At 66.1% G+C, this 13,960-nt stretch carries 7 protein-coding genes; 3 read left to right on the forward strand and 4 right to left on the reverse strand.

Annotation, left to right across the window (positions count from 1 at the left end; all coding sequences use genetic code 11):
• The first annotated feature begins 867 nt into the window (after positions 1 to 867).
• Positions 868 to 2,814, forward strand: a complete 1,947-nt coding sequence (locus C7I84_RS27505) for a M23 family metallopeptidase (RefSeq protein WP_106775413.1) — start codon at positions 868 to 870, stop codon at positions 2,812 to 2,814.
• A 98-nt stretch (positions 2,815 to 2,912) separates the two neighbouring features.
• Here C7I84_RS27505 and C7I84_RS27510 read toward each other — a convergent pair whose 3' ends face one another.
• Positions 2,913 to 4,397: a L,D-transpeptidase family protein gene (locus C7I84_RS27510; RefSeq protein WP_106775414.1), complete on the reverse strand. Its 1,485-nt coding sequence runs from the start codon at positions 4,395 to 4,397 to the stop codon at positions 2,913 to 2,915.
• A 127-nt stretch (positions 4,398 to 4,524) separates the two neighbouring features.
• Positions 4,525 to 4,890: an MmcQ/YjbR family DNA-binding protein gene (locus tag C7I84_RS27515; RefSeq protein ID WP_106775415.1), complete on the reverse strand. Its 366-nt coding sequence runs from the start codon at positions 4,888 to 4,890 to the stop codon at positions 4,525 to 4,527.
• Positions 4,891 to 5,177: 287 nt separating this feature from the next.
• Here C7I84_RS27515 and C7I84_RS27520 point away from each other — a divergent pair, with 287 nt between their 5' ends.
• Both C7I84_RS27520 and C7I84_RS27525 read left to right on the forward strand, forming a co-directional pair.
• Positions 5,178 to 8,522, forward strand: coding sequence for a M10 family metallopeptidase C-terminal domain-containing protein (locus C7I84_RS27520; RefSeq protein ID WP_106775416.1), 3,345 nt, complete (start codon positions 5,178 to 5,180; stop codon positions 8,520 to 8,522).
• A 120-nt stretch (positions 8,523 to 8,642) separates the two neighbouring features.
• Positions 8,643 to 9,044 carry a hypothetical protein gene (locus tag C7I84_RS27525; protein ID WP_106775417.1) on the forward strand — a complete coding sequence of 134 codons (402 nt, stop codon included), beginning with the start codon at positions 8,643 to 8,645 and terminating at the stop codon, positions 9,042 to 9,044.
• 90 nt (positions 9,045 to 9,134) lie between these two features.
• On the opposite strand, the gene C7I84_RS27530 is transcribed toward C7I84_RS27525, so the two are convergent.
• The gene (locus tag C7I84_RS27530; RefSeq protein WP_245428638.1) at positions 9,135 to 10,925 is read right to left on the reverse strand and encodes a DEAD/DEAH box helicase; all 1,791 of its coding nucleotides are present in this window, start codon (positions 10,923 to 10,925) and stop codon (positions 9,135 to 9,137) included.
• A 321-nt stretch (positions 10,926 to 11,246) separates the two neighbouring features.
• Positions 11,247 to 13,874, reverse strand: a complete 2,628-nt coding sequence (gene clpB, locus C7I84_RS27535; protein ID WP_106775419.1) for an ATP-dependent chaperone ClpB — start codon at positions 13,872 to 13,874, stop codon at positions 11,247 to 11,249.
• Between the last annotated feature and the right edge of the window lie 86 nt (positions 13,875 to 13,960).

Genomic DNA, 13,960 nt, shown 5'->3' on the forward strand with positions numbered 1-13,960 from the left:
TTATTCTCATACGAAACGTGTACCGCCAAAGTCTCGTTCGAACCCATATCCCCAAAGGGATACGCGCTCAGCAGACTCTGCCGCCCACGTTTCTCTTTCTTCATTATGCAATTGTCAAAGAACGGACATCGCTCAAACGCGCTGTCATGGGTCGGTTCGCTTTTGGCTCCGGACCCGTCAGAGTGTCGCTCACGCGGCTCTCTTTGATTTCGTCGAGGGCAGTTTCATAAGCGAACTTCTTCGTCGCCAGCGGCGCGCCGCCCTCGTTGGTGAGGCGTATATAGTCGCCGGCTCTCCGAAGTGTCAACAGCGTTTCGGAAGTTTTTTGAATTTTTTGCGACAGTCCGCGGCACCTGTTGCGGCCCCTGCGTCAGCTCTTCGGGGCCTGTCCCCACCCCCCATAAACCTCCCCCCGGGAACGCTGCCGCCCTCGTCTTCGCCGGCGCATTTGGGGTGACATGCACAACGATCCGCTCGGACGCCCGCGGACGGGGATCACCCTTCCCACGGCCCGAGTGATCGACAGGAATGGCAAGTCGCTGGACAGGGCGCAGCCGCGGCAGTCGGAACACCCTGCGGGACCCCTGCCATCGATGCCCTGGCGACCGCCCAACCTTTATCCCCCGAAAAAGTCCGATGGCAGCGCCTCACGCGCGGCAGAGCCCTATTGCGGCCGTATTGGCCGCCCACTTCTCCGCGCCGCATGTCTTTGAAGGCGTCTCCTGGATCTCCGTCATTCATGAGGAAGCGCGGGCAAGGCGCCGTCCGGTTTGGACGCCTTCGTTGACTTGCGGCGCCGCGACGGGCAATTGTTCGTGGCATTGAACGACAAAGCGATTTGCCATCGGAAAGAAGCTCCCCGCTGGAATGCAGGAAACGGACTCGACCATAGCCGAGCTGGGCAACGACCCGCCGCTGATCGCGGACGGGCGCAGCGGTCCACCCGACCGGCGCGAGGTCTCCGCCCGCTGGCTCACCGGGACGTTTCTCACCGGCGTCACCTCGACCATATTGATGGGCGTGGCGCTGATCGTGGCGCTGGACGGGCGCGAGCAGCTCGCCACCCCGCCCGAGATCGCCGACATCGCTTCGGTCGGCCAGGACGACGGCGGCGAGAAGGCCAAGACGGCGCGGCTGGTGCCGCCGCGCCAGGTTGCCCGCGCCAAGAACCGCCGCCGCATGGAAGTGTCGATGATGACGCGGGTCGGCGACCGCGACGTGGTGCGCACCATGCCCTTCGTACGCATCAAGATGCCGCTCGCCGCCAGCTACAAGACGACGCGCAGCTATCCGCCCTTCGACCCGCTCGAGGTTTTCGCCGAGGACGGCGCCGCCAATGCCGCCTCCTCCGCCATGACCGGTCAGATCTACGGCTCGAAGGTCGAAAGCGAGATGAGCCTGAAGACGGTCGACTTCCCGATCGGCACGGCCGCCTTCGACGAGAAGAACGACCTCACCGCCGCGGAGGTGGAAGAGGTCGTGCGCACCACCGGCTCGGCGCTCACCGACGGCGCGATCCGCGTCGCGGCACTGCATTACGTCGATCCGCAGCGCTTCGGCGACTCCCTTGCCGGTCAGGCGCTTACCTACGGCATCCGCGTCGTCCCCGAAAACGTATCGGTGACGCCGCGCAGCACCTCGGCCGAGAACGACCTCGCCTATGCCGAGGACCTCATTCCCTTCAACAGCGAGCGCGAGATCGAGGATGCGCTCGCCGAGGCCGGCTATGCCGGCGACGACGCCAGGGAGATGGCCAAGGCGGTGGCCATGCGGCTGAACGCCACCCGGCTGAAGGCCGGGACAGTCCTCACCGCCGGTCTGGAGATCAGCGGCGAGGAGGCCCGCATGGTCCGCCTCGGCGTCTACGACCACACCCGCCATTTGCTGACGGTCGCCGTCAACGACAGGAGCCAGATCGTCGCCACCGCCGAGGCCGAGCCGAACCCGGGATTGCAGACGGCCTTCGACGACACTCCGATCGTCACGGCGCGCGGCAGTCTGCCGACCGCCTATGACGGCATCTACCAGGCGGCTTATTCCTACGGCATGTCGCGCTCGATGACGCGTCAGCTGATCAAGCTGCTGGCCTCCGACGTCGACTTCCAGTCGCGCCTCAATCCGGCCGACCAGCTCGACGTCTTCTTCTCGCAGCCGGACGAGTCCGATCAGGTGTCGGACGATTCGCAGCTCCTCTACGTGTCGGCGAGCTTCGGCGGGACCACGCGGAAATTCTACCGCTTCGCCTTCGACGACGGCTCGGTCGAGTATTTCGACGAAGAGGGCCGCAGCTCCAAGCAGTTCCTGCTGCGCAAGCCCGTTCCCAACGGCGTGTTCCGCTCAGGCTTCGGCGGGCGGAACCACCCGATCCTCGGCATCACCCGCATGCATACCGGCGTCGACTGGGCGGCCCCGCGCGGCACGCCGATCATCGCCGCCGGCAATGGCGTCGTCGAGAAGGCCGGCTGGGCCGGCGGTTACGGCCGCCAGACCATCGTGCGTCACGCCAACGGCTACGAGTCCTCGTACAACCATCAGAGCGGCATCGCCAGCGGCATCAAGCCGGGCGCCCGCGTGCGCCAGGGACAGGTGATCGGCTTCGTCGGCACCACCGGCCTGTCGACCGGCCCGCATCTCCACTACGAGCTCATCGTCAACGGCCGCAAGGTCGACCCGCTGCGGGTGCGCCTGCCCAGCGGCCGCACCTTGAAGGGCGAGGATCTCGACCGCTTCAACGCCGAGCGCGAACGCATCGACAAGCTGCTCGAGGAAGAGCAGAGCCCGCTGAAGGTCGCGACCGTCGGCTTGGGCGGATAGATACCGAAGGTCCTGAATTCCAATCTCGGGCGTGTCGCCGCCTACGCCCTCACCTCCCTTGCTGGGGTTGAGGGCGCGCGGCCGGCGAGCTGGCTGCGCTAATCGATGAACTCCACCATCACGCCGGCCGACACCAGCTTGGCCAGTTCCTGCGCGTCCCAATTGGTCAGGCGTACGCAGCCATGGCTCTCGGTCTTGCCGATCTTCGACGGATCGGGCGTGCCGTGGATGCCGTAGGTCGGCTTGTCGAGGGCGATCCAGACCGAGCCGACCGGGCCGTTCGGCCCCGGCGGGATGGTCAGCACCCTGTCGTTGTTGCCCTGCTTGAAATTGAGTTTTGGATTGTAGGTGTAGTTGGGATTGACGGCGACGCGCGACACGGCATGGATGCCGGTCGGCGAAGGCGTGTCGGCCGAGCCGATGGTCGCCGGATAGGCAACGACCAGTTTCCCCCCCGCATCGTAGGCGCGCACCTGCTTCTTGCCCTTGTCGGCGATGATGCGGGCGACCTTGGCCGTTGCGTTGGCGCCGAAATTCGCAACCCGGATGCGCGTTCCAGGCCGCGAGAAATTGGCTTCCGGGTTGAGCGCCTTGAGATAGCCCTCGTCCATATGGAAGCGCTCGGCCAGCATCTCGGTGACGGAGGTGAAGCTCATATGCTCGAGCTGCGCCTTCTCGCTGTAGTCGGCAGGCACCGAGGCGATGAACGGCCCGGCCGCGTCGGCCGGCGTGATCTCGTACAGCGCGAACGCATCGCCGCCCGTCGCCGCGAGCGCCGCCTTGATGCCGGCCGCGTCGGTCGAGCGCAGGTTCTGGCCGGTGAGCTCGTTGTAGGCGGCGAGCGCCTTGTCGACATTGGAGCCGAACTTGCCGTCGATGACGCCGGGCGAGGCCCCTGCCCTGTCGAGCAGCACCTGCAGCGCCGCGACGTCCTCGCGGGCGGTGAAGTTGAGCGGCGGCGGGGCCGCCGGCTCGCTGATGGTCGGCAGCCCGGGCGGGGTGATGGTGCCGGTGATCTCCGGCTCGGCGGAGCTCACCTGGCCGTCGAGCGGTCGGCGCTCGATCTCGCCGCCGCGCGCGGTGACCTGCGGTTCGCCATTGGCCGCGCCCGGCCCCTGCGGCGCCTCGGGAAACTCGTCGCGCCGGCGGTAGTCGTCCACCTCCGGATAAGCCGGCTCGGCATAATAGGGATCGTCGTAGCCGTAGTCGCCGGCCGGCGCCCGCCCCCTTTCGCGTGCTTCGTCGCGGCGCAGCCGCGCCATGTCCTCGGGGTCGTCGAGATAGTAACGGTCCTGCTGGCGGATCTCGCGGCGACGCTCCCGCAATTGCTCGCGCCGCTCGTTGAAGCGGCGCGGCTGCACGGCGATGACCTCGCCGGTCACCGCATCGACGATGACGCGGTTGCCGTCGCCGTCGTAATAGACCTCCGCGTCCCGGTATTGCGCGAGCTTGACGCCGCCGTCGTCGGCGCGGGGCGATGGGCGCGACTGGCGCTCCCACGGATCGGCTCCTTCCGAGGCGACCGCCGCGGTCGCCGAGAAGCCCAATGCAACGGCCGGGATGAGGATCAGCCTGCGCAGCATGTTAGCTCGATGTCTCCGGTTCAGCGAATCAAGGGTTCGCGGGTGCAATCGGTATCCATCCTATTGGTTCCGATATGAACCGGGCATGAAGATGGCATCGTTTCACGGCGAAGCCGGGCCGCGCCGATCACAGTTGCGTCAGCCCGAGTTCGGCGCGCGCCTTCTTCGTCAGTCCCAGCACCACCAGCCGCCGGCTTTCGCGCAGATAGTCGCGCAACGCCGAGTCGTCCATCGTCTCGTCGGTCCAGCGCTGGATCCACTTCATGCCGCGCGAGGCGAGATATGGCGCCGGCCGGCAGCCGGGCTGCTCCTTCAGGATGTCGAAGGCCATTTCCGAGACCTTGAAGGTGACGGCGAGCGCTTCCCCGTCGCTCCAGCCGGCGATGGCGAAAACCTTGCCGCCGATCTTCCACACATGCGCACCGCCCCACTGCACCACATGCGTGGTCGCGGGCAGCGTGGCGCAGAAGGCATTGTATTCGGCGAGCGTCATGGGCCCAGTCTCTCGCACACATGGAGGGCTCTTGCCACGCTCTTCACCGGGATCGCGGCTGCGATCCCGCAGCTCATCGCCTGACCAGGAACGGTCGCCGCGCTTCCAAAGCTGACGCAGCGTCATCCCCCAGCCCGTCTTTTAGGGTAGACAGCCGCGGATTCCGACAACACTATCCGGGCCTAGGGTGACGGGGCTGACAGGCAGCCGCACGCGATGCCTGTGGAAACTGGCAGCTGAAAACGGCATGGCCGTGAGCTGCGCACAGCCGTCGGAGGAACCCTACGATGCCGCATCCAAGCCAAACCAGCGATCAATGGTGGGTCAACGACCAGACGCCGGACAATCCTTACAGCAAGAGCGAGGATTATGAATCCTTTCTCGACTATCTTGGGGCATTGAACCGTAGCCTGACGCCGGAGATCGCTCAGGGCACGCTGAGGATCAACCTTCACGAACTCAACGATCACCCGGATTACAAGGCCGCCGCGATCGGCGCCCTGGAAGCGTGGGCAGCGGTCACTCCCTTGCAGTTCGAGATCGTCGACGATGCGCCGTTCAATCCTGAAACGGACTGGATGGAGGTCGTCAGCCCTGAACTGGGCGAAGAAGATGACGGCAGCGCCTATTCAGCCAATCGCTACGTCAGCATCGGCCAGCGTTTCCACGACACCGAGCCGAACAAGACGGATATCGGCGGCTATGTGTTCGATTCCTTCATCCATGAATTCGGCCATGAGTTCGGCCTGAACCATCCCGGTCTTTACAATTACAGCGGTCCCGGCGGCGTGCAGATCAACTATCTGAACAACGCGACCTGGATCTACGACCGCCAGCAATACAGCGTCATGTCCTATTTCGACGGGATCGACGTCGGCGAACCTACCCGCTGGTCGGCGTCAACGCCGCTGGTCGCCGACATCGAGGCCGTCATCCGCCGCTTTTTCTCGACCGTCGACGAGAACGGCGTGCGCACCTACCAGCACATCGACCTCAACACGGGCGACAACGTCTACGGCTTCGGCAGCACGCAAGATATCTATCGGCTCACCGCCTCGGGCATGCAGCACGATATCGGTTTTGTGATCCATGACACCGGCGGGACCGACACGATCGACTTCTCGGGCTCGACGGCGGGCACGATCCTCGACCTGCGCCCCGGCCAGTTCTCCAGCGTCAACGGCCATAGCAACAATGTGTCGATCTTCGCCGGGCACAATGCCGATGAGACCGACTACTACGTCGAGAACGGCATCGGCAGCAGGCATGACGACATCCTGATCGGCAACGACGGCGCCAATGTGCTTGACGGCCGCGGCGGCGGCGACCGCATGGCCGGCAACGGCGGCGATGACACCTATTTCGTCGACTCCCTCGACGACATCGTGCGCGAGGAGGCGAACGGCGGCAACGACACGGTCATCCTCCTGTCCAGGGACCTGAGGATCCGGAAGATCGCCAATGTCGAAACCATCATCTACGCCGACGAGTCGACACTGCAACCGGGTGATGACGGCGGCGACGACACCGCGCCCAGCGTCGGCGACAACACGCTGACCAGCATCATCTTCGGCGACAACGGGAACAACACGCTCGACGGCGGTGCCGGCGACGACACCATCTTCGGCCAGGGCGGCGACGACCTGATCATCGGCGGCCGCGACTCGCTCGCCAGCCGCGACATCAACAACACCATCGACGTCGCCGATCTTGAAGACCAGACCGAGAGCGATGACGGCAACGACACGCTCTATGGCGGCCGCGGCAACGACACCATTCTCGGCGGCAAGGGCAACGATATTCTCGACGGCGGCCGCGGCGACGACGTGCTGAGCGGCCAGGACGGTATCGACATATTCAGGGGCGGCGCCGGCGTCGATACGGTCGACTACAGCAAGGAGAGCCCCTTCCAGCTGCTCGTCAACCTTGCCACGAACGTCGCCAGCGGCGGCACCGGCTCCGGCGACACTTTTTACAGCATCGAGAACCTGATCGGGTCCGACGACCGCATCGACCGCTTCATCGGCACCTCAGCCGCAAACCATTTCTGGGGCCAGGGCGGCGGTGATTATTTCAACGGCGGCGACGGCGACGACATCCTCGATGGCGGCCGTGACGGCGACATCCTGTACGGCGAAGGCGGCAACGACACCATCATCGGAGGCAGTGAGCAGGATTATCTGGATGGCGGCGACGGCATCGATACGGTCGTCTACGCCGGCAGCTCCGCCGGCGTGACGGTCGATCTCGCCGACGGCACGGCCAGTGGCGGCGACGGCGATGGCCCGGTGCAGATTGTCGGACGCGGCACCACGATCCGGCACGACATCCTCGCCGGCTTCGAAAACGCCGTCGGTTCATCCCATGACGACCATCTCATCGGCGACGCCCAGGCCAATGAGCTCTCGGGCGGCGATGGAGACGACACGCTGACCGGCGGCGGCGGCGCCGACAGGCTGAATGGCGGTGCCGGCAGCGACACGGCGGACTACGCCGACGCGACAAGCGGGGTCAGGCTCAGCCTCGCCGGCGGCAGATCCGGTGGCGACAGATATGTCTCCATCGAAAATCTTGCCGGTTCGGGTTTCGACGATCGATTGACCGGCGACCGCGCGGCCAATGTGCTGACCGGCCAGGGCGGCGACGACAGGATCGACGGCGGCCGCGGCGACGACACGCTGCTCGGCGATTTCGCCTATCAGGGCGACGCGCCGCCACGGCCGGGCATGGGCACCGGCTACGCCACGCTCGGCGCGGACGCGACGAACAATTCGATCGCAACCGCCTTCGACATCTCGAACAATTTCTCGCTGGCCGAGGATCCGGACATCTTCGATTCGACGACCGTCCTTCACACGACCGTCAACGCCACCGGTAACGGCAAGGGCGGGTATTACAGCATCGACCTGGCGGCCGGCACGGTCATCTCGATCGACATCGATGGAATTGCCGATCCCAATGTCCATGACAGCTGGGTCAGGCTGCTCGACAGCGACGGCAATATCGTCGCCCAGAACGATGATGGCGGCGGCGACCCCGGCTCCACGAGCAACCGGGATTCGAGCACGGTCTTCGTCGTCCAGGAAACCGGAACCTACTACATTCTGGAAGGCAGCTGGTCGCCGGACGCGCCCGGCGACGGCTGGGCGGAAGAAGTGCCGGAGGGCTCTACCTACGAGCTGAACGTCTCGGTCGAGTTCCCACCCGCCCCGGCTGAGCCGGGCATCGCGGGATCCGACACGCTCACCGGCGGCCGCGGCAGCGACCTGCTGGACGGCGGCCTGGCGGCCGACAGGCTCACCGGCGACGCGGGAGAGGACTTCTTCCGCTTCTCGACGGCGCTCGGCGACGGCAATGTCGACCGGGTCACGGACTTCGACGTCGCCGACGACACCATCCTGCTGGACAACCTCATCTTCGAGGCCGTGGGTGGCGACGGGGCTCTCGCCTTGGGCGCATTCTTCGGCAGTGCGGCGGGCGCCGCGCATGATGCCGACGACCGCATCATCTACGATACCGACAGCGGCGCCTTGTTCTACGACGCCGATGGCGTCGGAGACATCGAAGCCATTCAGTTCGCGCGGCTGAACGCGAATCTGAATCTCTCGGCGGCCGACTTCGTCATCATCTGACAGACCGCGGGTGGGGCGCTTTCCGGCGCCCCACCCGGCCCTACATCTACAGATGCTTTTGACGAATCGAACCGCCTGCACCGCCTCGCGGCCTTGCCGGACGACCATGGAGAGTGTGCGATGAAGCGTCCGACCGACCGCCGCACGGTATTGATCACGGCCGCGGCCGCGGCCGTCGCCGCGGCGGCAGTGCCGGTCGCTGCGCAGTCGCCGCATATCCGTGGCGAGGTCACCTTCGCGGGCGGCGCGGTCATCCCGAAAGGTGATCTCGAAATCTATCTCGAGGACCATGCCGCTCAGGACAAAACGCAACGCCGGGCAGCGGCAACGCGCCTCAAAAGCGACGGCGGCGCGAAGGCGATCGCCTTTTCCCTTGCCCCGCCCGTCAGCCCCGCGGCTTCGCAAACGCTGCGCATCGTTGCCCGCCTGGAGCGTGCCGATGGCTGGCTGCTGGCGCGCGGCAGCACTGAGGTCGAGGCGGGTTCGGCCGTCCAGGTCACGCTCAACACGGTCATGTATTAAACGGCCGGACCCATCCACCCAAGCTATCGGCGGCATCTGCTCATCGAAGCGGACGATGCCTGCGTAGCTGAACGGCGCCGCACCGACGCGTCAGGTGGGACGTTTCGGCTTCTTGCCTTTGGGCTTGCCTACCGGCGCCGCGGGCGTGCCCCTGCCCCGATGCGACTTGCGCAGCGGCTTTTGTCCCGGCTTGCCGCCAGGGCCGGATTGAGGCTTGCGCCGCCTGTGCTCCGCGCGCACCTCGCCGGCCGGCGCGATGACGATGCCGCGCTCGCAGCTGCCCGGCTGCCTGATCCGCTCGGCGAAATCCGCCGCCTTTTCGGCCGATATCTCGAAGCGGGTCTCTGTGTCGTCGATCCTGATCGACCCTACGTCGCGCTTCGACACGCCGCCGGCCTTGCAGATCATCGGCAGTAGCCATTTCGGATCGGCGCGCTGTTTCCTTCCGAGCGACAGCGTAAACCAGACGCCGCCCTCCATATCCGGGCCGCGCCCCTCGCGCGCCGGAGCCGGAGCGTCCTCCTCCTCGAAGCGTTTGTCGCGTTTTCCCTTCCTTGCCTGCATCTCGCCGACCGGCAGCGGCAAAAGATCCTCGGGCACGGGCCGGGCGGCGAGTTGCTGGCGCAGGAAGGCGGCAGCGATCCGCTCGGGCGACGCCTGGCCAAGCAGTTCCGCTACGAAGGCCGTCTCCGCCTCGTCCGAATCGGCGGCGGAAAGCACCGTGTCGAGAATCTGGCGACGGTAGCGCGCCTCGATCTCGGCGATGCCCGGCGCGGCGCGCACGGTTGCCGTCAGCTTGGCGAGCGCCAGTACGCGCTGCGCCGCACCGCGCCTGTTTTCGGGAACAATCAGCACACAGACGCCTTTGCGACCGGCGCGACCCGTCCTTCCTGACCGGTGGAGCAGCGTCGCCGGATTGCTCGGGACATCGGCATGGATCACCAGGTCGAGATTCGGCAGGTCGATGCCACGCGCCGCGACGTCGGTCGCAACGCAGACATGCGCCCGACCGTCGCGCATCGACTGCAATGCATTCGATCGCTCCGACTGCGCCATCTCGCCCGACAAAGAGACGACGGAAAACCCGCGGTTGAGCAGACGAGCCGTGAGGTGACGCACCGCCTCGCGCGTGTGGCAAAATACCAGAGCGCTCGTGCTATCGGAACCGAGCAGCGTGTTGATCACGGCGTGCTCGCGTTCGTCGCGCCGCACCAGCATCAGCTGATACTCGATGTCGGCGTGCTGCCCGGTCGGGGCTGTGGCCGCGATGCGTACTGCGTCCGTCTGGAAGGTTTTGGCGAGTTCCGCGATGCCGCGCGGTACGGTCGCCGAGAACAACAGCGTACGCCGCTCGTGCGGTGCCGCGCCGAGGATGAATTCCAGATCCTCGCGGAAGCCGAGGTCGAGCATTTCGTCGGCCTCGTCCAGGACCACGGCACGCAACGCACCGAGGTCGAGCGCACCCTTGGTGATGTGGTCTCGCAGGCGTCCCGGCGTGCCGACGACAAGATGCGCGCCGCGCTCCAGCGCGCGGCGTTCCCCGCGCATGTCCATGCCGCCGACACAGGTCGCAGTCCGGATGCCCGTCGCCGCGTAGAGCCAGTCGAGCTCGCGCTGCACCTGGATGGCGAGTTCGCGCGTCGGTGCGATGACGAGGCCGAGCGGCTGACCCGCCTCGCCGAACCGCGCCGCGCCTCCGAGCAGCGTCGACGCGATCGCGATGCCGAAGGCCACCGTCTTGCCGGAACCAGTCTGCGCCGAGACGAGCAGGTCGGCCTCGCCATGGCCTCCGGTCGCCATCTCGGCCTGCACCGGCGTCAGCTGGCTATAACCCTTCGCCGCGAGCGCGGAAGCAAGGGAACGGTGAATGGCAGCCGGCATGGATGTATGGCCTGCGTCGTCGGTCGGCATCATGGTCATGGTCTCTGTGAGCGAGCCGCATACCACGGCAGGCGTCCGGGCACCTAACAACTCCTCACCACGCCCTCAAGCAGGGTCCGAGCGAGCAGCTTCGGGCGGGGCCAAAACTGCTCTCCGGCCGCCATGAGGAGACAGGCAGCCAGCCATGATCGTTCGGAAATTTACTCGGTCCAATGCCGTCACGAAATGCCCCGCCTTCCGACGGGGCATCCCGCGTGATGAAGTTCCCTATCCGGCCTGCTCGCCGGCCTACCTCCCCTCGAGAGGAGGTAGGGGCATTGCCTACGCCGCCTCGGCTTCCTCGCCGGCGGCCACTCCCGCCTTCGCCCGGAAGTTCAGCCGGTCCGATCCTGCGGTGATCTTCACGGTCGAGCCATCGCGGATCTCGCCCATCAGGATCTTTTCCGCCAGCGGATCCTGCAGCTCCTTCTGGATCACCCGCTTCAGCGGCCGCGCGCCATAGGCGGGATCGTAGCCCTTGGCCGCCAGCCACTCGACCGCCTCGTCGTCAAGGTCGAGCGCGATCTTGCGGTCGACGAGCAGCTTCTCCAGCCGCTTCAATTGGATCTCGACGATCCGGCCCATGTCTTGGCGTCTGAGGCGGTGGAACAGGATGATCTCGTCGACGCGGTTCAGGAACTCCGGCCGGAACGCACCACGCACCACGTTCATCACGTCGTCGCGAACCAGATCGACATCCTGATCCTCGGTAAGGTTCACCAGATATTCGGAGCCGAGGTTCGAGGTCATGACGATCAGCGTGTTGCGGAAGTCGACCGTGCGGCCCTGGCCGTCGGTCAGTCGCCCGTCGTCGAGCACCTGCAGGAGCACGTTGAAGACGTCCGGATGCGCCTTCTCGACCTCGTCGAACAGCACGACCTGATAGGGCCGCCGCCGCACCGCTTCGGTCAACGCGCCGCCCTCCTCGTAGCCGACATAGCCGGGCGGCGCGCCGATCAGCCGGGCGACCGAGTGCTTCTCCATGAACTCCGACATGTCGATGCGCACCATCGCGGTCTCGTCGTCGAACAGGAAGTCGGCGAGCGCCTTGGTGAGCTCGGTCTTGCCGACGCCGGTCGGGCCGAGGAACATGAACGAGCCGATCGGCCGGTTCGGGTCCTGGAGCCCGGCCCGTGCTCTTCGCACAGCCTTGGAAACCGCCTGCACCGCCTCGCCCTGGCCGACGACGCGTACGCCGAGCTCGTCCTCCATGCGCAAGAGCTTGTCGCGCTCGCCTTCGAGCATCTTGTCGACCGGGATGCCGGTCCAGCGCGACACGATGTGCGCGACATGGTCCGGCGTCACGGTCTCTTCCACCATGCCGCCGCCTTTTCCATTTTCCGGGCCATCCTGCGCCTCGGCTTCCACGAGCTTGCGCTCCAGCTCCGGGATCCGGCCATAGGCAAGCTCGCCGGCGCGCTGGAACTCGCCCTTGCGCTGGGCGATGGCGAGCTCGTTGCGGGCCTCGTCGATCTCCTTCTTGAGGTCGGCGGCCAGCCCGAGCTTCTGCTTCTCGGCCTGCCACTTCGCCGTCATCTCGGTCGACTCCTCCTCGAGCGAGGCGAGATCCTTCTCGAGCCGGACGAGCCGGTCCTTCGACGCCTCGTCCTTCTCCAGCTTGAGCGCCTCGCGCTCGATCTTGAGCTGCATGATGCGGCGGTCGACCTCGTCCAGCGCCTCGGGCTTGGAATCGACCTGCATCCTCAGGCGCGCCGAGGCCTCGTCGACCAGGTCGATCGCCTTGTCGGGCAGGAAGCGATCGGTGATGTAGCGGTTCGACAGGGTCGCCGCCGACACCAGCGCGGAATCGGAGATGCGCACCTTGTGGTGCTGCTCGTATTTCTCCTTCAGGCCGCGCAGGATCGAGATCGTGTCCTCGACCGTCGGCTCGTCGATGAACACCGGCTGGAAGCGCCGGGCCAGCGCCGCGTCCTTCTCGACATGTTTCCTGTATTCGTCGAGCGTGGTGGCGCCGACGCAGTGCAGCTCGCCGCGCGCCAGCGCCGGCTTCAACAGGTTGGAGGCGTCCATCGCCCCGTCCGCCTTGCCGGCGCCGACCAGCGTGTGCATCTCGTCGATGAACAGGATGATCTGGCCGTCGGCCGAGGTGACCTCGTTGAGCACGGCCTTCAGCCGCTCCTCGAACTCGCCGCGATATTTCGCGCCGGCGATCAGGGCGCCCATGTCGAGCGCCATCAGCTGCTTGTCCTTCAGCGATTCCGGCACGTCGCCGTTGACGATCCTGAGCGCCAGGCCCTCGGCGATCGCCGTCTTGCCGACGCCGGGCTCGCCGATCAGCACCGGGTTGTTCTTGGTGCGGCGCGAAAGCACCTGGATGGTGCGGCGGATCTCGTCGTCGCGGCCTATCACCGGATCGAGCTTGCCGCTCCTGGCGTCCGCCGTGAGATCCCGCGCGTACTTCTTCAGCGCATCATAACCCTGCTCGGCGGAAGCGGAGTCGGCGGTGCGGCCCTTGCGGATATCGTTGATGGCGGCGTTCAGCGCCTGCGGCGTGACGCCCGCCTTGGAAAGGATCTCCGAAGTCTTCGCCGATTTCTCCATGGCCAGCGCCTGCAGGAGCCGCTCGACCGTGACGAAACTGTCGCCGGCCTTCTTGGCGAGTTCCTCGGCGGTGGAAAAGACCTTGGCGAGAGGCTGCGCCAGGTAGAGCTGGCCGTTGCCGCCCTCGACGCGCGGCAGCGCGTTGATCGCCGCCTCGACGCCGGCCTGCGCATCGCGGGCGCGGCCGCCGGCACGCTCGATCAGCGACGCGGCAAGACCTTCCTCATCGTCGATGAGGACCTTCAGAATGTGCTCGGGCGTGAATTGCTGGTTGTTGCGGGAAAGTGCGAGCGTCTGTGCCGACTGGATGAAACCGCGCACGCGCTCGGAATATTTTTCGATGTTCATACCTGTCTCCTTTCCGTCCCCGGCCCGCTTTGCGGCACCGGTTCGGCTCAAGATGACGACCCCCCTCGTCGCGAGGCAGGATCAGT

Origin of the sequence: Kumtagia ephedrae, assembly GCF_003012745.1 — a bacterium.
Taxonomy (GTDB): Bacteria; Pseudomonadota; Alphaproteobacteria; order Rhizobiales; family Rhizobiaceae; genus Kumtagia; species Kumtagia ephedrae.